Annotated in this window: 19 protein-coding genes; 10 read left to right on the plus strand and 9 right to left on the minus strand. The window is 71.7% G+C overall.

All coding sequences use genetic code 11. The features are described 5' to 3' along the window. Window positions 1–502: HAD family hydrolase (locus ACWC5C_RS18400; protein ID WP_450876429.1), on the plus strand; the 502-nt coding region annotated here is incomplete at its 5' end. A gap of 253 nt (window positions 503–755) precedes the next feature. Here ACWC5C_RS18400 and ACWC5C_RS18405 read toward each other — a convergent pair. From ACWC5C_RS18405 to ACWC5C_RS18430, 6 genes are all read right to left on the minus strand, one after another. Next, window positions 756–2,042: a cytochrome P450 gene (locus tag ACWC5C_RS18405; RefSeq protein ID WP_450876431.1), complete on the minus strand. Its 1,287-nt coding sequence runs from the start codon at window positions 2,040–2,042 to the stop codon at window positions 756–758. Window positions 2,043–2,199: 157 nt separating this feature from the next. Next, on the minus strand, window positions 2,200–2,703 hold the full coding sequence (locus tag ACWC5C_RS18410; protein ID WP_450876433.1) for a hypothetical protein: 504 nt from the start codon (window positions 2,701–2,703) through the stop codon (window positions 2,200–2,202). Between the two features lie 90 nt (window positions 2,704–2,793). Further along, entirely contained in the window at window positions 2,794–3,627 is an 834-nt protein-coding gene (locus tag ACWC5C_RS18415) for a transporter substrate-binding domain-containing protein (protein ID WP_450876435.1), read from the minus strand. 81 nt (window positions 3,628–3,708) lie between these two features. Next, entirely contained in the window at window positions 3,709–4,365 is a 657-nt protein-coding gene (locus ACWC5C_RS18420) for a bifunctional 4-hydroxy-2-oxoglutarate aldolase/2-dehydro-3-deoxy-phosphogluconate aldolase (RefSeq protein ID WP_450876437.1), read from the minus strand. Between the two features lie 232 nt (window positions 4,366–4,597). Beyond that, window positions 4,598–5,563, minus strand: coding sequence for a sugar kinase (locus tag ACWC5C_RS18425; RefSeq protein ID WP_450876439.1), 966 nt, complete (start codon window positions 5,561–5,563; stop codon window positions 4,598–4,600). 196 nt (window positions 5,564–5,759) lie between these two features. Further along, window positions 5,760–6,185, minus strand: a complete 426-nt coding sequence (locus ACWC5C_RS18430; RefSeq protein ID WP_450876441.1) for a ribonuclease domain-containing protein — start codon at window positions 6,183–6,185, stop codon at window positions 5,760–5,762. Between the two features lie 169 nt (window positions 6,186–6,354). On the opposite strand from ACWC5C_RS18430, the gene ACWC5C_RS18435 reads away from it, so the two are divergent. The 5 genes from ACWC5C_RS18435 (at window position 6,355) to ACWC5C_RS18455 (ending at window position 9,671) form a co-directional block, all read left to right on the plus strand. Next, on the plus strand, window positions 6,355–7,035 hold the full coding sequence (locus ACWC5C_RS18435; RefSeq protein ID WP_450876443.1) for a helix-turn-helix domain-containing protein: 681 nt from the start codon (window positions 6,355–6,357) through the stop codon (window positions 7,033–7,035). After that, window positions 7,032–7,202 carry a DUF6126 family protein gene (locus tag ACWC5C_RS18440; protein ID WP_450876445.1) on the plus strand — a complete coding sequence of 57 codons (171 nt, stop codon included), beginning with the start codon at window positions 7,032–7,034 and terminating at the stop codon, window positions 7,200–7,202. Before ACWC5C_RS18435 ends, ACWC5C_RS18440 begins: the two co-directional genes overlap by 4 nt. A 97-nt stretch (window positions 7,203–7,299) precedes the next feature. Further along, window positions 7,300–8,211 carry a maleylpyruvate isomerase family mycothiol-dependent enzyme gene (locus ACWC5C_RS18445; protein WP_450876447.1) on the plus strand — a complete coding sequence of 304 codons (912 nt, stop codon included), beginning with the start codon at window positions 7,300–7,302 and terminating at the stop codon, window positions 8,209–8,211. Window positions 8,212–8,250: 39 nt separating this feature from the next. Continuing rightward, window positions 8,251–9,111: an SCO6745 family protein gene (locus ACWC5C_RS18450; RefSeq protein WP_450876449.1), complete on the plus strand. Its 861-nt coding sequence runs from the start codon at window positions 8,251–8,253 to the stop codon at window positions 9,109–9,111. Between the two features lie 86 nt (window positions 9,112–9,197). After that, window positions 9,198–9,671 (plus strand): carboxymuconolactone decarboxylase family protein, encoded by a 474-nt coding sequence (locus tag ACWC5C_RS18455; protein ID WP_450876451.1) that lies wholly within the window; start codon window positions 9,198–9,200, stop codon window positions 9,669–9,671. Between the two features lie 67 nt (window positions 9,672–9,738). Here the strand turns inward: ACWC5C_RS18455 and ACWC5C_RS18460 are convergent, their stop codons facing one another. Further along, window positions 9,739–10,353 carry a TetR/AcrR family transcriptional regulator gene (locus tag ACWC5C_RS18460; RefSeq protein WP_450876453.1) on the minus strand — a complete coding sequence of 205 codons (615 nt, stop codon included), beginning with the start codon at window positions 10,351–10,353 and terminating at the stop codon, window positions 9,739–9,741. Between the two features lie 110 nt (window positions 10,354–10,463). Between ACWC5C_RS18460 and ACWC5C_RS18465 the strand changes: the two genes are divergently transcribed. From ACWC5C_RS18465 to ACWC5C_RS18475, 3 genes are all read left to right on the plus strand, one after another. Next, window positions 10,464–10,745 (plus strand): hypothetical protein, encoded by a 282-nt coding sequence (locus tag ACWC5C_RS18465; RefSeq protein WP_450876455.1) that lies wholly within the window; start codon window positions 10,464–10,466, stop codon window positions 10,743–10,745. 127 nt (window positions 10,746–10,872) lie between these two features. Next, complete coding sequence (locus ACWC5C_RS18470; RefSeq protein WP_450876457.1) at window positions 10,873–11,616, plus strand: FadR/GntR family transcriptional regulator; 744 nt, start codon at window positions 10,873–10,875, stop codon at window positions 11,614–11,616. Then, window positions 11,613–12,683, plus strand: coding sequence for an isocitrate/isopropylmalate dehydrogenase family protein (locus ACWC5C_RS18475; protein WP_450876459.1), 1,071 nt, complete (start codon window positions 11,613–11,615; stop codon window positions 12,681–12,683). The genes ACWC5C_RS18470 and ACWC5C_RS18475 overlap by 4 nt, the downstream gene beginning before the upstream one ends. Window positions 12,684–12,689: 6 nt before the next feature. On the opposite strand, the gene ACWC5C_RS18480 is transcribed toward ACWC5C_RS18475, so the two are convergent. Then, window positions 12,690–13,541: a helix-turn-helix transcriptional regulator gene (locus tag ACWC5C_RS18480; RefSeq protein WP_450876461.1), complete on the minus strand. Its 852-nt coding sequence runs from the start codon at window positions 13,539–13,541 to the stop codon at window positions 12,690–12,692. Window positions 13,542–13,628: 87 nt separating this feature from the next. Here ACWC5C_RS18480 and ACWC5C_RS18485 point away from each other — a divergent pair, with 87 nt between their 5' ends. Beyond that, window positions 13,629–14,414: an SDR family NAD(P)-dependent oxidoreductase gene (locus tag ACWC5C_RS18485; RefSeq protein ID WP_450876463.1), complete on the plus strand. Its 786-nt coding sequence runs from the start codon at window positions 13,629–13,631 to the stop codon at window positions 14,412–14,414. A gap of 9 nt (window positions 14,415–14,423) precedes the next feature. Here ACWC5C_RS18485 and ACWC5C_RS18490 read toward each other — a convergent pair whose 3' ends face one another. Continuing rightward, a complete protein-coding gene (locus ACWC5C_RS18490; protein ID WP_450876465.1) occupies window positions 14,424–14,798 on the minus strand; it encodes a nuclear transport factor 2 family protein in 375 nt (124 codons plus the stop codon). Between the last annotated feature and the right edge of the window lie 73 nt (window positions 14,799–14,871).

Here is a 14,871-nt window from a genome sequence, read left to right on the forward strand (position 1 = left end):
CCTCGGGCTGTACGACTGCTTCGACGCGGTGATCCTCTCCGAGGTCGAAAAGGTACGGAAGCCGTCGCCAGCCATCTACCAGCGGACGCTGGACGCGCTTGGGCTCGCAGGCCCCGAGTGCGTGTTCGTCGACGACCACGCCGGAAACCTCCCACCGGCGGAAGCCCTGGGCATCCGCACCATCCACCACACGACGAACCCCGAGGCCACCGCCACCCAACTCGACGCACTACTCGCCCCCCGCCTGAACCCGGCGCAAGACCCGGCCGCACCTGGGAGCGCCGAGGGCCAACGTGTCTTGGCGCCCGGGGGCCGCGTCTCGGCCACGGACCTCAACACCCCATCCGCCACCGGAATGGAGCAGCCCACCGCGATAATCCAAACTGGCCGAGTACCTGAAGAGTACGGGGGCACCAGAATGACCAATATGCGAGAAATGCCAGCAAGCCCCGTTTCGCCGGACTCCGCAGAGGTAAGTAAAATCGAGCCCCCAGCCACATAAACCCCCAGGTCACCTACTGTGGTCCCCGCACACGCGGGGTTGGTCCGGGCCGGGCCGTCGGCGGCGCCCGCGAGCAGGGGTGGTCCCCGCACACGCGGGGTTGGTCCCGAAGCTCCCGCAAGCCGCGCGGGGGCTTCGTTGTGGTCCCCGCACACGCGGGGGTGGATTCGGCTGCCTCCGGGGTGGGCGCCTTCGATAGCCGGGTGGGCAGAAGGGCCCCCGTGCTGCGTGGTGGGCGTCGGACGAAGGGAAGTCAGCGGCCGCCCTTCGGGGCGGGGGTGAAGGTTACGGGGAGGGCTGATAGGCCTCGGACCCAGGGGGAGGGGCGCCAGAGGAGGGTGTCGTCGGAGGGGGCCAGGCGTACGTCCGGGAGGCGGTCCAGGAGGACCTCGACGGCGGTCTTAGCGATCGTCTCGGCGATCTCCTGGGCCGGGTGGGGGCAGCGGTGTTCGCCGTGGCCGAAGGAGAGGAAGGAGCTGTTGCCCTCGGTGAAGGCGTGGGTGTCCGGGCGGACCAGGGGGTCGGTGTTGGCGCCGTGGAAGCCGAGGATCAGCAGGTCGCCCTTGCGGATGCGCTTCCCCGCGAGGGAGGTGTCGCGGGTGGCCCAGCGGGCGGCGAGGTTGGCGACGGGGGTGTCCTCCCAGAGGACTTCGTTCATGGCCTGGCCCACGCTGTGGCGGCCGCCGGAGAGCGAGAGGGCGAAGCGTTCGTCGGTGAGCAGCAGCCGCAGGGTGTTGCCGATCCAGTCGGCCGTGGGCTGGTGACCGGCCGTCATGATGACGATGAGGTCCTGGACGATGAGTTCGTCGGAGTATCCCCGGTACGAGGCGACCATCCGGGAGGCCACGTCGGGCGCGGGCGCGGTCCGTTTCGCGGAGGCGAGCTGACTCATCACCATGTAGACGTGCTGGTACGCCTCGAAGGCGTTCTCCTTGCCGTCGATCGCGTCGTTCATCGACTGGACGAGGGCCGGGCCCTCGGCGTCGGGGATGCCGTAGATGTGGGCGAGGACCAGTTCCGGCAGGAGCCGGGCGTAGTCGGCGATCAGTTCGGCCTCGCCCTGGTGGCAGAACTCGTCCACCAGCCGGTCGGCGACGTGCTCGGCCTGGCGGGCGAGTTCGTACGGGTCGACGGCCTCCAGGGCCTCCCCGATGGCCTCGGCGCGGCGCTGGTGGTCCTCGCCGGTCGCGTATACGACGGAGGTCTGATCGCGGCTGATCATGGGCGCGAGGGGCCAGTTCTCGGGCACGTTGCCCCACTGGTTCCACTGGTTCGCGTCCCGGGTGAACAACTCGGCGTCGCTGGTGACCTGGTGGAGTTCGCGGTAGCCGAGCACCAGCCAGCCGGGTATGTCCCCGTCCAGCAGGACCGGGGCCACCGGTCCGTGCTCGCGCCGCATCTCCCCGTAGACCCCGAAGGGGTTGGTCTGGAAGCCGGGCCCGCTCAGCGACCGCGCGCCCTGGTGGGCGGGGCAGCCGGGCGGCGGGGCGGCGGCGGTGGCCACGGCGTTCTCGGACGGCTGTTCGGGGCTGGCAGTCATGGATCGAGTCCTTGTGAACGAGTGGACGAGAGCCAGGCCAGAATAGATCGCGTAGTCAACCGTGTGTCCGGGTCACCGGGTTTCACCTGGGCCGGGCCCGTCGTACGGACATGGCCAAGCCCCGGCGCGAGTCGAAACGCGCCGGGGCCTCGGGACGTCAGTGAGGCGGATCGGGCAGCTGGGTGAAGGCGCACGTCCCGATCGGCCGCGTGTTGGGGCAGCGCCCCTCCCACACCTCTTGCGACCGGGTCAGCACGGTGACGAACACCGGGCCGCCTTGGACATCATCGGTGTTGGATGCCAGCGTGGCTTCGAGAACGTCGCGGGGACCGCCCACGGCCACCCACCCGCCGACAGGAGTGCCCGGGTTTGTCGACTCATCGACCGACAGGACGTAGACCTGACCGTTGCACACCGTCGAGATGTACTTCGCGCCCACTCCGGCCGAGATGGCATTTTCATTACCCGCGGAGTCGACGTCGATGCAGGCATTCGACTTCTCGTGCCCATCATGCTCATCGTGCCCGCCGCGCCCGGTGTGGGCGGACTGTCTCGTCTTGTCGGACTCGGGCTGCGGCTCGGTCGCTGCCGCGCTGGTCCCGATACCCGTCGCGAGGGCCGCGACGGTCATGGCTATGGCAAGCTTTCGCTTCTGCCTCATTCGATTCGCTCCTGTGGTGAAAGCGGTTCGTAACCTGGCAAAGAAGGCTTACCCGGAAAAATAGGATTTCGGTCGTACGGACCCACGTTTTCACTCAACTGGGCGCGCCAGCCACTCGTCCGCGTACTTCTGGTACGTCCCGTCATGCGTCGCCAGATGCACCCACTGGTCGACGTACTCCTTGAACTGCGCGTCGGCACGCGGCAGCGCGTACGCCTTCTCCGAGAACGAGAACGGCTTGTCCGGGTGGACCGCGCACAGCTCGGGATGGATCTTCGACTGGTAACGCGTCTCGCTCGCGTCCGTCATCATCACATCGGCACGGCCGTCGATGATCTCCTCGAAGATCGTGGTGTTGTCCGGGTGGACGGTGAGGGTGGCCCGCTTGATGTGGGCGCGGGCGAACTGCTCGTTGGTGCCGCCCGGGTTGACCACCACGCGGACGCCCGGCCGGTCGATGTCGTCCAGCGTCTGGTACTTCTTCTCGTCCTCGCACCGCACGATCGGCGTCTTGCCGTCGGTCAGATACGGCTCACTGAAGGCAGCCTTACGGGCCCGCTCCAGCGTCACCGACACCCCGCCCATGCCGATGTCGCAGCGCCCGGCGGCGAGGTCGTCGACCAGCTTCGCCCAGGTCGTGGCCACGAACTTCGGCTGGGCGTCGAGGCTCTTGGCCAGGTTGCCCGCCATCGCGATGTCGATGCCGGTGTACGCGCCGGTGGTGGCGTCGCGATGGCTGAACGGCCGGTAGTCGCCCGTGGTGCACACGCGCAGCACACCGCGCTCGGGCACCCGGTCGAGCAGGGTGCCCACCATGGAGTGCGCGGTGGGCCTGGGTGGCGCCGCGCCGTCGGCCAGGGCCGAGCCCGCCGCAGTCGCGGCGAGCACGGCGGCGACGGTGGCGAGCGTGACGGCGCGTCTCATAGGGCCTCCCCGGCAGCGGCATGATCACAGCGCGCTCAGGGTGTCAGAAGACGCCGCCGTCCGGAACCCGTCAGGCCGTCGTCAGAAGCGCTCCGGTCCGGCGTCCTCCAGCGGCGGTCCGGCGTCCGCGAGCCGGGCCAGCAGCTCGGAGGCGCGCTTGGCCACGGTGTCGCGGTCGCCCTCCGAGAGCGCCGAGCCCATCCCGCAGGCGACCGCCCCCGCCGCGATCCAGTCCGGCGCGTCGGCCACGGTCACCCCGCCGGTCGGCACGAAGGCGGCCTGCGGCAGCGCCGCCCGTACGTCCTTGATCCAGCGCGGCCCGAACGCCGCGGCCGGGAACAGCTTCAGCGCGTCCGCGCCCAGCTCCATCGCGCGCACCGCCTCGGTGGGGGTGGAGATGCCGGGGAAGACCGGCAGGCCGTAGCGGTGGCCGGTGCGGATGACCTCGGGGTCCAGGCTCGGCGAGACGAGGAAGCGGGCGCCCGCGTCGACGGCCATCCGGGCGGACGCGGCGTCGAGCACCGTGCCCGCGCCGATCACCGCGTCGTCGCCGACCTCCCGGATCAGCGTGGTGACCGCCTCCAGCGCGAAGGGGGTGGTCAGCGAGATCTCCAGGCTGGTGATGCCTGCGGAGAGCAGAGTGTCCGCCGTCGCCGTGGCGTGGTCGTAGCTGTCGCTGCGGACGATGGCGAGGACGCGCTGCGCGAGCGCGGCCCGGGTGGTCTCCCAGCGGTACACGGCAGTCGCCGCCTTTCCTCTCCTAGGGTCTGCTGCCTGATCGTGCCGCACCCCTGTGCCTCCGGGATATGCGGCGGCGCGGGGTGTGCGTGTGCCTGTGCCGGTGTTTGTGCCTATGCGTGTGCCGGTGTTTGTGCCTGTGCGATGGACGGTGTGCGGTGCTGTCGTGCGCTTGATGGTCTTGCTTCTTCCGAACGGAACGGGCCGGGCGGAACGGAAACGGGCCTCGCTCCTAGCGGTGGACCGCTTCCACGCCGGTGACGATCTCGGCGAGCGCCCGGTCCCGCGCGAGCGCCGAGGGCAGCCCGTCCGTATCCGAGGCGGCCTGGACGACGAGCGAGGCGACACACGCCGCCTCGGCCAGCGCCCGCGGCTCGGACAGCCCGCGCAGCCGCGCCGACAGATACCCCGCGGCGAAGCCGTCACCGGCGCCGATCGGGTCGACCACCGGCACCGTGTGCGGCGACTGCTGCCAGCGGCCTTCGGAGGTGATGACGGTGGCGGAGTGGTCGGCGTGCTTGATCACGACTTCCTGGGTGCCGCCCTCCAGCAGCTCCTGCGCGGCGTCGTCGGCGGACTGGGCGGTGAGCAGCTCCAGCTCATCCTCCCCCGCCAGGACGAGATCCGCCTCGCGCAGCAACGGCCCCGCCGTCTGCGCCCACTGGGCGGCGCCGCCCAGCTTGCGCCGTACGTTCGGGTCGAACGACACCTTCGCCCCGGACTCCCGGGCCAGCTCCAGCAGCCGTCGGCTGGCGGCCGCGGCGGTCGGGGAGAGCATCGGCGTGATCCCGGAGATGTGCAGCATCCGGGCGCCGTCCAGCGCGTCGGGGCTGATCTCGTCGGGGGTGAGACGGGACGCGGCCGATCCCATGCGGTAGTACTGCACGTCGATCGCGCGCTGCGGATGACTGTCGCGCAGCAGCAGCCCGGTGGGCGCGTGCTCGTCGATGACGGCCTGCGAGACGTCCACCCCGTCGGCGCGCAGCTCGCGCAGCACCGCCTCGCCCGCCGGGTCCGCGCCGACCCGGCCGAGCCAGCGCACCGCGTGGCCGAGCCGGGCCAGCCCGGCGGCCACGTTGGACTCGGCGCCCGCCACGGAGCGGCGGAAGTGCACGGCCCGGTCGAGCGGGATTCCCGGCTCAGCGAGCAGCAGCAGCATCGCCTCGCCGCACGTGACCACTTCCGGACCGTTCGCCACCGCTGCCTCCCCGCGTGTCCACTTCTACGGGAACGGTATCGGCAACCACCGACAAACGGCGGCGCGGGGGGATGAGATCGTTCACAAAGAGACCGAGATCATTCGCGGACCGGCGCGCGTGCACAGCACAACGGCCGCCGCCCGGGCGAGGGCTGCGGCCGTTGCGCATGGGGGGTGGCGGCTTTCGCGATGCGGCTCAGCAGCCGTAGTCCACCAGGTCGAACGACTCGTAGTGGTCCGCGGTGTAGTAGTCCTCTTCCGCCTTCTTGCCGGTGACGATGCGGCGCGCGCCACGGTCGTCGGAGCCGGGGGTGATGACGGTGTACTCGTGGTAATAACCGGAGGACTGGGCCGGAAGGATGCCCTCGCGGTTCTGGAAGACCGTGCCGTCCTGCGGGAACGGATACGGGCCACCCTCCTCGATCAGGTCGAGGGTGTCATGGGCCTGGGACGGCAGCTTCGAGTAACAGATGTCGCCGACGTCCGCGACGGCCCGTACCGATACGGAGGCCGCGGGTGCGGCCGGGGTGGCGGTGGCCGTGACAGCCGTACCGCCGATGAGGAGCGACGAGGCGAGGACGCCGAGGGCTCCGATGCGGGCAATCCGTGGGGGGATTTTCATGCCCCATAGCATGACGCGCGTAGACAGTGGCATGTCAATGCCAAGTGGCGGGAGTTTTCGCGGAGTTCACAAGATACGGGTGAAGCGCGAGGAGGCGAGACCGAACCGTTATTTTGCCCCTGAGGCAAGCTTTTTGCCTGAGAGGCGAAGGGCTCGCTATACCGGAAGCATGAACCCGCTCCCCGAAGGGGACCCCGCCGAACCGCCCGCCGAGCCACCCGCGGAACCGCCCGCGGACGCGTCCGCCGAACTGCCCACCGTCGCACCCCGACTGCGGGACCTGCGGCGCGGCAGCGGGCTGACCCTGGAGGCGGCGGCCCACCGTGTGGGGCTCTCCCCCGCGCATCTGTCCCGGCTGGAGACGGGCCGCCGTCAGCCGTCGCTGCCGATGCTGCTGGCCCTGGCCCGTACCTACGGAACCACGGTATCCGACCTCCTCGGCGAGGTGCCGCCGAGCCAGGACCCCATCGTGCGCGCCGACCGGATGGAGGCTCAGGAGGCGGGCGGCTGGACGTACCGGCGGGCCGGTGGCTCCGGCCGGGCGATGCAGGCGCTGCGGCTGCACGTACCGGAGGGCTCGGGCGCGCAGGACGACCTCGTACGCGTCCATACGGGCGAGGAGTGGCTGTACGTCATCAGCGGGCGGCTGCGGCTGACGCTCGGCGACGCCGTCCACGTACTCGACCCCGGCGACGCGGCCCACTTCGACTCGCTCACCCCGCACCGCATCGCCGCCGCGTCCCCCGGCGGCACCGATCTGCTCTTCGTCCACACCCTGCTGCAGAGCGGGGCCGCCGAGCTGTGCCTCGGTGACGCCGCGCGCCGCGGAGGAAGGCCCGGAACCCCATGAACGACGCGACCCCGAACCCCCAGCCGGACCCGGCCGCCCCGAGGGCGATGCGGGAGCAGGACCGGGCGCCGATCCCGGTCTCCGTCCGCATCTTCATCTATGTCGTCGGCGTCCATGCCTTCGCCGGTTTCCTCTACATGCTCTTCTACCTGGGCGCGTCCAAGTAGCCCGCGTGGGGGCGTACGAGCAGCCCGCGCGCAGGCGTACGACGCACCCGGACCGACCCGGACGCATCCGTTCCGCGAGGTGGCACAATCCCCGGGCATGGACTGGTCACGCCTCGGCCCCCCACTGGACGTACGTCCCCTCTTCCCCGTCGACCGCGGCGCCCTGCTGGACCTGCTGACCGGGCTCGCCCCCGCCGACTGGCGGCGCCCGACCGCATGCCCCGGATGGGACGTGCACGACGTGGCCGGTCACCTCCTCCACGACCACATCCGCCGCCTGTCCGGCGGCCGCGACGGCCATCCCGGGCCGCCCTTCGGCCCCGGCGAGACGCTGCCCGGCTTCATCACCCGCACCAACGAGGAGTTCGTACGCGGCACCGCCCGGCGGCTCAGCCCCCGGCTGCTGACCGACCTGCTGGCCACGCTCGGGCCCCAGCTGGACGACTACTGGGCCCGCTGCGACCCGGACGCGCCCGCCGGTTTGGACGTGTCCTGGGCCGCGCCCGGGGCCCCGGCCCCGAACTGGCTGGACACCGCCCGCGAGTACACCGAGTTCTGGGTCCATCAGCAGCAGCTGCGCGACGCCGTGGGCCGACCGGGCGGCACCGGCCCGGAGCTGCTGCACCCGGTGCTCGACACGTTCCTGCGCGCCCTCCCCCACACCCTCCGCGACCATCCGGCCCCGGACGGCGCGTCCGTACGCGTCCAGGTGCCCGGCCCGGCGGGCGGGCGGTGGACGGCCGTACGGGACGGGAACCACTGGCGCCTCGGCACGGCCGACGCACCGCCCGCCCGGCCCACCGCCGAGGTGGACCTCGACGCGGACGCGCTGTGGCGGCTGGCCACCCGCGGCATCACCCCGGAGGCGGCCCGCTCCCGGGCGACGATCCGCGGGGACGGGCGGCTGGCGGGCGCCGCGCTGACGCTGCTGGCGATCGTCCGGGAACCCGACGTCAGGGAACCCGACGTCCGGGAACCCGATGTCCGGGAACCCGACGAGCAGCCCTGAACGGACTTGCCCGCACCACCCCGGGAAGGGAGCCCACCGATGGAGGACCGCGCGGCGTCGACCGCCCGCACGATGTGGACCCTGTTCGAACCCGTCCACGCCGTCGCCTACTTCGCCCCCGAGGCCCTGGCGACGTACGAGGACGCGGGCCTGCGGGGCTTCTGGCGCGGCTACTTCGCGTGCCGCGCCGCGCCGCTGGGCCCGGTCGGGCCGGAGCCCGTCGCTGCCGCCTTCTTCTCCTTCGCGCCCGCCATGGTCGCCCGCGCCCTGCCCGACGTATGGCAGCTGACCGCCCCCGAACGCGCCCTGGAGATACGGCGCGCGGGCACCGTAGCGGCGCTCAGGCGGCTGCTCACCGGCCATGAGCGCGAGGCCGAACGGGCCGCCGAGGCCCTGGTCCCCCGCGCCGCCGGGCTCGACACCGCCGGGCGCGTCCTGGCCGCCGCCCATGCCGCGCTGGACTTCCCCGACCAGCCCCTGGACCGCCTGTGGCACGCCGCCACGCTGCTGCGCGAGCACCGCGGCGACGGCCATGTCGCCGCCCTCGTCGCCGCCGGGCTCGACGGCTGCGAGGCCCTCGCCCTCCGCGCGGGCACCGACATCCCGCGCGCCGAACTCCAGCCCTACCGAGGCTGGACCGACCAGGAGTGGGAGGAGGCCCGCCTCCACCTCATCGAACGCGGCCTCCTCCTCCCCGACGGCACCGCCAGCCGCAACGGCCGCGAGCTGCTGCGCGCCGTCGAGTCCGCCACCGACCGCGCGGCGGAACGCCCCTGGCGCGCCCTGACCCCGGACGCCGTCCAGGAGCTGACCACCCTCCTCACCCCCGTCTCCCGCGCCTGCGCCACCGCGCTCCGCTTCCCGAACCCGATCGGCCTGCCGAACCCGAGCGGGCAGTGACCCAGGTCACCCTCCCCCATGTCACACTTCGCCGCGCTGTTCCGTCAGAGAGGTGTAACCAGCAGCGACGACATGAGGAGCCGACCATGGAAGCCCGCTTGAACCTCTTCGCCAACCCGGCCGCGGCCACGTTCCTCAAGCACATCAACACGGCAGGCCGGTCCGTCTCGGACTCGACCCTGCCGACCGCGACCCAGGAGCTGGTCAAGCTCCGCGCCAGCCAGATCAACGGCTGCGGCTTCTGCACCGACATGCACACCAAGGAGGCCGCACACGCCGGGGAGACCTCGGTACGCCTCCACCTGGTCGCGGCCTGGCGCGAGGCCACGGTCTTCACCGACGCCGAGCGCGCCGCCCTGGAGCTGACGGAACAGGGCACCCGCATCGCCGACGCGGCCGGTGGCGTCACGGAGGAGGCCTGGGCGGACGCCGCCAAGCACTACGACGAGGACCAGCTCGCCGCCCTGGTCTCCCTCATCGCCCTCATCAACGCCTACAACCGCATGAACGTCATCGTCCAGCAGCCCGCCGGTGACTACCGGGTGGGCCAGTTCGGCTAACCGGGCTGCCCGGCGCCCCGGGCCCTGCTCTACCGGGGCCCGGGACGTCGCTCGCGCGCCGGAGGCGTCAGGCGCGGGCGGGTGTGGTTTGCAGCAGGTGGTCGATGTGGCGTTGGAGGATGGCCAGCGCCGTGGGCGGGGAGTGGTGGCCTGCCAGGACGTGGGCCGTGAGGCCGTCGGCCAGGGCGAGGAGGGTGTGGGCTTCGCGGTCGGGGTCGAGGTGCTGGGGGACTTCCCGGGTGTCCTGGCCGTAGCGGATGAGCCACGCGATGAGGCCGTGGAGCTTGGCGTAGGTGTCGCGCAGGACGGCGGCCAGTTCCTCGCTGGCGGGGGCGTGGGTGACGAACGCCAGCCAGACCTGGGCCTGGGTCTTCGACTCCTCGTCCAGCAGGGCGAGTTCGGCCAGGGTGTGGGACAGCAGGGTCGACGCGGCCTGGGAGGTGGGGGTGGCGGCGATGCGCTGGTTGGCGCGTTCGCTGACGTGGTGGGAGATGTGCTCCAGCGCGAAGAGCAGCATGTCCTGCTTGGTGCGGAAGCACCGCTGGACAGCGCCCATGGACACACCGGCCTCGGCGGCGACGTCGCGGAGGCTGACGGCTTCCATGCCGGAGCGCGCGATCAGGGTGCAGACCGCCTCGGCGATCCGTCGGCGTCGGTCCTCGTAGTCGACCTGCCTGGGCACGGTTTACTCCTTCCCACGTTCTGATGCACTTGCATCGTATCCGGATCCGCTGCACGATGTGATGCGATCGCATCGGAACGATGCGCGGATGCCGGGAGGGAAAGCTCGTCATGGCGAAGCAGCTCAAGAGGACGGACAGCGGCTCAGGACAGGGGCTGCTGTGGCTGTTCGGCGCCATCCTCGTCATCCAGGGTTTCGGCTCCGCCATCACGGAGGCCGGGTGGGATACGAGCTTTGGTGTCGCCGGGCTCCTGCGGGCCGCCCATCTGCCCGAGTGGGTAACGCTGCTGGTCGGCTTCGCGGGGGTGGCCCTGCTGGGAATGGCGGCGCGCCGTCAGCACGCGAGGCGGCGGGCGGAGCGGCACCCGGTCGCGTCGCGGGACATCCCTTAGCCACGGCTCAGGTGACGTGGCTCGCGCGATCGGGGCCCGGCGCCGGGAATCTGGTCAACCGGTTTACCGGATGGCGGTAGATCACTAGACTCCGGGCGTCACGCCGATGCCGGAGGTGGGGATCTCGATGGTTGGACTCGCCAGGATCACCGTCGAGCCACGGGAGCCGCTGGCGGCCGAGGTCTCTCGCCGTCTGATCGACTATCTGATGTCCGGCGAGGTGCAGCCCGGCGACCGTATCCCCTCCGAGCGGCGGCTGACCGAGATGCTGGGCGTGAACCGGCCCACCGTGCGTGAGGCGATCAAGTCGCTGGGGTTCCTCGGGCTGCTGGAGATCCGGCAGTCCAGCGGGACGTACTTCCGCGGCGCCGACTCCGATGTGCTGTACCGGCTGTTCGAGCTGGGCCTGGTGCTCGGCGAGCGGGGTGCCCGGGACATGGTGCGGGCCCGGGCGGAGCTGGAGGTCGTCGTGGCGGGGCTGGCGGCGCGGGCCCGTGACGAGGCGGGGGTCGAGAGGCTGCGCGCGCGGCTGGCCGCGATGCGGGAGTGCCCGGACGAGGAGTTCCCCGAGGCGGATACGGACTTCCACACGACCCTGGCGGAGTTGGCCGACAACACGGTCCTGCGGGACATGCTCAACGGGATGCGGACGACGATACAGCGCGGCTGGGTGCGGCGTACCGGCGCCGTACGGTCGCGTGACGTGGCGTACGCCGACCACGTGCCCATCTTTGAAGCGGTCGCGGAAGGGGACGCCGAGGCGGCCCGCGCGGCCATGGCCCGGCATATGGACGGGGCGTCGCGGCGGCTGATGGAGGCCCTGGAGCAGACCAGCCCCCGTTCGATACATCCGCGAGAGGAACCCGCATGAGCAACGCCTACCGCCTCGGCGTCCTGGAGGGCGACGGCATCGGCACCGAGATCGTCCCGTCCTCCGTCGAGATCGCCACCGCCGCCGCCCGGGCCGCCGGGGTGTCCGTCGACTGGGTGACCCTGCCGCTGGGCGCCACCGCGATCGCCTCGCACGGGACGCCGGTTCCAGAGGAGACCCAGGAGGCGCTGGCCGGTCTGGACGGGTGGTTCCTCGGCCCGCACGACTCCGTGTCGTACCCCGAGCCGCACAAGTCCGCGCTCAACCCCTCGGGCACCCTGCGCAAGCACTTCCAGCTGTTCGCCAACATCCGCCCCGCCAAGAGCTTCCCGGGTGCGAAGGCCGTCTGCGACAGCGCCGATCTGGTCATCGTCCGCGAGAACACCGAGGGCTTCTACGCCGACCGCAACACCTACGCCGGTACGGGCGAGTTCATGCCCACCCGCGATACGGCGATCATGATGGGCATCATCACCCGCGAGGCCACCGAGCGCGTCGCCCGCGTCGCCTTCGACCTGGCCCGTTCGCGCCGTAAGAAGGTGACGATCGTCCACAAGGCGAACGTCCTCAAGCTCACCACCGGTCTGTTCCGCACCGTGTGCCAGGAGGTCGCCCAGGAGTACCCGGATGTCGCGGTGGACGACTTCCACATCGACGCCATGACGGTCCATCTGGTGCGCCGCGCCCAGGACTTCGACGTCATCGTCACCGAGAACATGTTCGGCGACATCCTCTCCGACCTGGCCGGGGAGATCTCCGGCTCGCTCGGCACCGCGCCGTCCATCAACGCCTCCGCCACCGCCGCCATGGCCCAGGCGTCCCACGGCTCCGCCCCCGACATCGCCGGGCAGAACGCCGCCAACCCGGTCGCCATGATCCTCTCCGGCGCCATGCTGCTGGAGTGGCTCGGCGCCCAGCACGGCGACGAGGCCCTGGGCGCCGCCGCGCGGCTCATGCAGACGGCCGTGGCCGACACCATCGCCGCCGGTACGTCCACCCGCGACCTCGGCGGCTCCGCCTCCACCACTGAGTTCACCACAGCCGTCGTCGAAGCCATCGGGCGATAGCGGGCGTCAGCGGGGCACGTCCATGCGCTGCGTGCCGACGACGGACAGCAGCCGCAGCGCCTCCTCGGACGAGGAGCCGGGTGTCGCGGTGTAGATCACGACGCGCTGGTCCCGGTCGGTGATGTCGAGGGAGTCGCACGCGACGGTGACGGGGCCGACCATCGGGTGGTCGAAGGTCTTGCACAGGGTCGGCGCGGCGCATACGTCGTGGGAGGCCCACAGCCGGGCGAACTCCTCGCTGCCGTCACGGAGTTCGGCGATCAGTTCGGCCACCTCGGGGTCGTCGGGGTAGCGGGCGGCGGTGGCGCGCAGGCCACGGGCCGTGGTGCGGGCGAACGCGTCCGCGTCGGAGACGCCGTACAGCCGCCGCCCCTGCGGGTGCGGGCCGAGGAAGGCGCGGCGCACCAGGTTGCGGTCGCGCCGGGGCAGGGCGGAGAAGTCCTCCATGAGGGCGGCCGCGAGGTCGTTCCAGGCGATCACCTCGTAGATCGCGGACGTCACGATCGCGGCGGCCTGCGGAAGTCGTCGCAGCAGGTCGAGGATGGACTGCCGCACCTCGCGCGAGGGCCCGGGCGCGGGGGCGGGCGGGGCTCCGGCGAGGTGGTGGAGATGGGCGCGCTCGGAGTCGGAGAGCCGCAGGGCCCGGGCCAGCCCGGCCAGCACCTCGCGCGAGGGGCGCGGGCCACGGGCCTGCTCCAGCCGCGTGTAGTACTCGGTCGAGATGAAGGCGAGCTGGGCCGCCTCCTCGCGCCGCAGCCCCGGGGTGCGGCGGCGCGGCCCGGCGGGCAGCCCGACGTCGGCGGGGGCGATCCGCTCGCGCCTGCTGCGCAGGAAGGCCGCCAGTTCTTGTCTGTCCACGGCTCCAGTGTGCGCGGGTGCCGGGAGAGGTATCCAGGTACCGCCCGTGCCTGGATACGCTCCCGCTCGGTGCGCAGGCTCACTGCCATGGACAACACACCGAACACCGAAATCCCCGGCCTGCTGACCGGCAAGGTCGCCTTCATCACCGGTGCCGGGCGCGGCATCGGCGCCGCCGCCGCGCGGCTGTTCGCCCGGGAGGGCGCCCGGGTGCTGCTGGCGGCCCGTACGGAGGCCCAGCTCAAGGCGGTGACCGAGGAGGTCAGGGCGGCGGGCGGCACCGCGGAGTACGTGGTGTGCGACCTGGCCGACGCGGCGAGCGTACGGGCCGCCGTGGACCGGGCCGTGGAGCTGTACGGACGGCTCGACGTCGCCTTCAACAACGGCGCGACGATCACCCCGCCCGGCCCGCTGGACCAGGCGCCGGAGGCCGACGTCGACCACCTCTACGCCGTGAACCTCAAGGGCCCGTGGCTGGCCATGGCCGCCGAGATCGCCGCCATCCGGGCCACCGCCGGAGCGGGGGCCATCGTCAACAACTCCAGCGTCGGCAGCCTGCGGGCCAACCCCGAGCTGCCCGTTTACGGGGCGATGAAGCGGGCGGTCAACAGCCTCACCGAGTCGGCCGCCGTGACGTACGGCCCGGAGGGCATCCGGGTCAACGCCGTCGCCCCCGGCGGCACGATGACCGAGATGATCCGTACGTGGGAGACGCACTCGCCCGACCTGCTGGAGCGGATCACGGCGAACACCCCGCTGCGCCGCATGGCCGACCCCGAGGAGATCGCCGAGGCCGCCGCCTGGCTGCTCAGCGACCGGGCCTCGTACGTGACGGGGGCGGTCCTCCGGGTCGACGGCGGCGCGTGGGCCTGACGCGCCGGGTCAGCCCTGCTGGGCGCGGCGGGCCTCGGTGATCGGGAGGCGGTCGAAGACGGTCTGGATGTAGGTGATCTTGCCGCCCGCGATCGTCAGATAGTCCGAGGCCCGCAGGTCCGGTACGAACGTGGTCTCGGTGGTGTAGATGATCGCCGCGCTGGTCTCGTCGCCGAAGACCTCAGTGATGGTCGCGCTGGTGAGCATGGGCAGGAAGCCCTCCAGGAACTTCCGGTACCCGGGCAGGCCCTCGATCCGGCCGGAGGGCGCGTCGCAAACGACGTCGTCGGCGACGAGGCTCAGCGCCTTCTCGGTGTCCCCGCTCATCCACGCGCGGCCGAAGGTCTCGGCGATCGTACGGGGGGACGTGCTGGTCGTGGTCATGGCGGTATCCCTTCGTGATGGTCCCCGGGCCGGGGATCTGTCACGTGGATACTCGCCCTCGTATATGACACGT

The organism is Streptomyces sp. NPDC001700 (genome assembly GCF_053596435.1).

Bases quoted from the DNA above. Each gene is read 5' to 3' on its own strand.
- ACWC5C_RS18410 (WP_450876433.1), bottom strand. From the start codon at position 2,703: ATGAGGCAGAAGCGAAAGCTTGCCATAGCCATGACCGTCGCGGCCCTC.
- ACWC5C_RS18490 (WP_450876465.1), bottom strand. From the start codon at position 14,798: ATGACCACGACCAGCACGTCCCCCCGTACGATCGCCGAGACCTTCGGC.
- ACWC5C_RS18475 (WP_450876459.1), top strand. From the start codon at position 11,613: ATGAGCAACGCCTACCGCCTCGGCGTCCTGGAGGGCGACGGCATCGGC.
- ACWC5C_RS18465 (WP_450876455.1), top strand. From the start codon at position 10,464: ATGGCGAAGCAGCTCAAGAGGACGGACAGCGGCTCAGGACAGGGGCTG.
- ACWC5C_RS18455 (WP_450876451.1), top strand. From the start codon at position 9,198: ATGGAAGCCCGCTTGAACCTCTTCGCCAACCCGGCCGCGGCCACGTTC.
- ACWC5C_RS18440 (WP_450876445.1), top strand. From the start codon at position 7,032: ATGAACGACGCGACCCCGAACCCCCAGCCGGACCCGGCCGCCCCGAGG.
- ACWC5C_RS18405 (WP_450876431.1), bottom strand. From the start codon at position 2,042: ATGACTGCCAGCCCCGAACAGCCGTCCGAGAACGCCGTGGCCACCGCC.
- ACWC5C_RS18450 (WP_450876449.1), top strand. From the start codon at position 8,251: ATGGAGGACCGCGCGGCGTCGACCGCCCGCACGATGTGGACCCTGTTC.
- ACWC5C_RS18485 (WP_450876463.1), top strand. From the start codon at position 13,629: ATGGACAACACACCGAACACCGAAATCCCCGGCCTGCTGACCGGCAAG.
- ACWC5C_RS18435 (WP_450876443.1), top strand. From the start codon at position 6,355: ATGAACCCGCTCCCCGAAGGGGACCCCGCCGAACCGCCCGCCGAGCCA.
- ACWC5C_RS18445 (WP_450876447.1), top strand. From the start codon at position 7,300: ATGGACTGGTCACGCCTCGGCCCCCCACTGGACGTACGTCCCCTCTTC.
- ACWC5C_RS18415 (WP_450876435.1), bottom strand. From the start codon at position 3,627: ATGAGACGCGCCGTCACGCTCGCCACCGTCGCCGCCGTGCTCGCCGCG.
- ACWC5C_RS18470 (WP_450876457.1), top strand. From the start codon at position 10,873: ATGGTTGGACTCGCCAGGATCACCGTCGAGCCACGGGAGCCGCTGGCG.
- ACWC5C_RS18430 (WP_450876441.1), bottom strand. From the start codon at position 6,185: ATGAAAATCCCCCCACGGATTGCCCGCATCGGAGCCCTCGGCGTCCTC.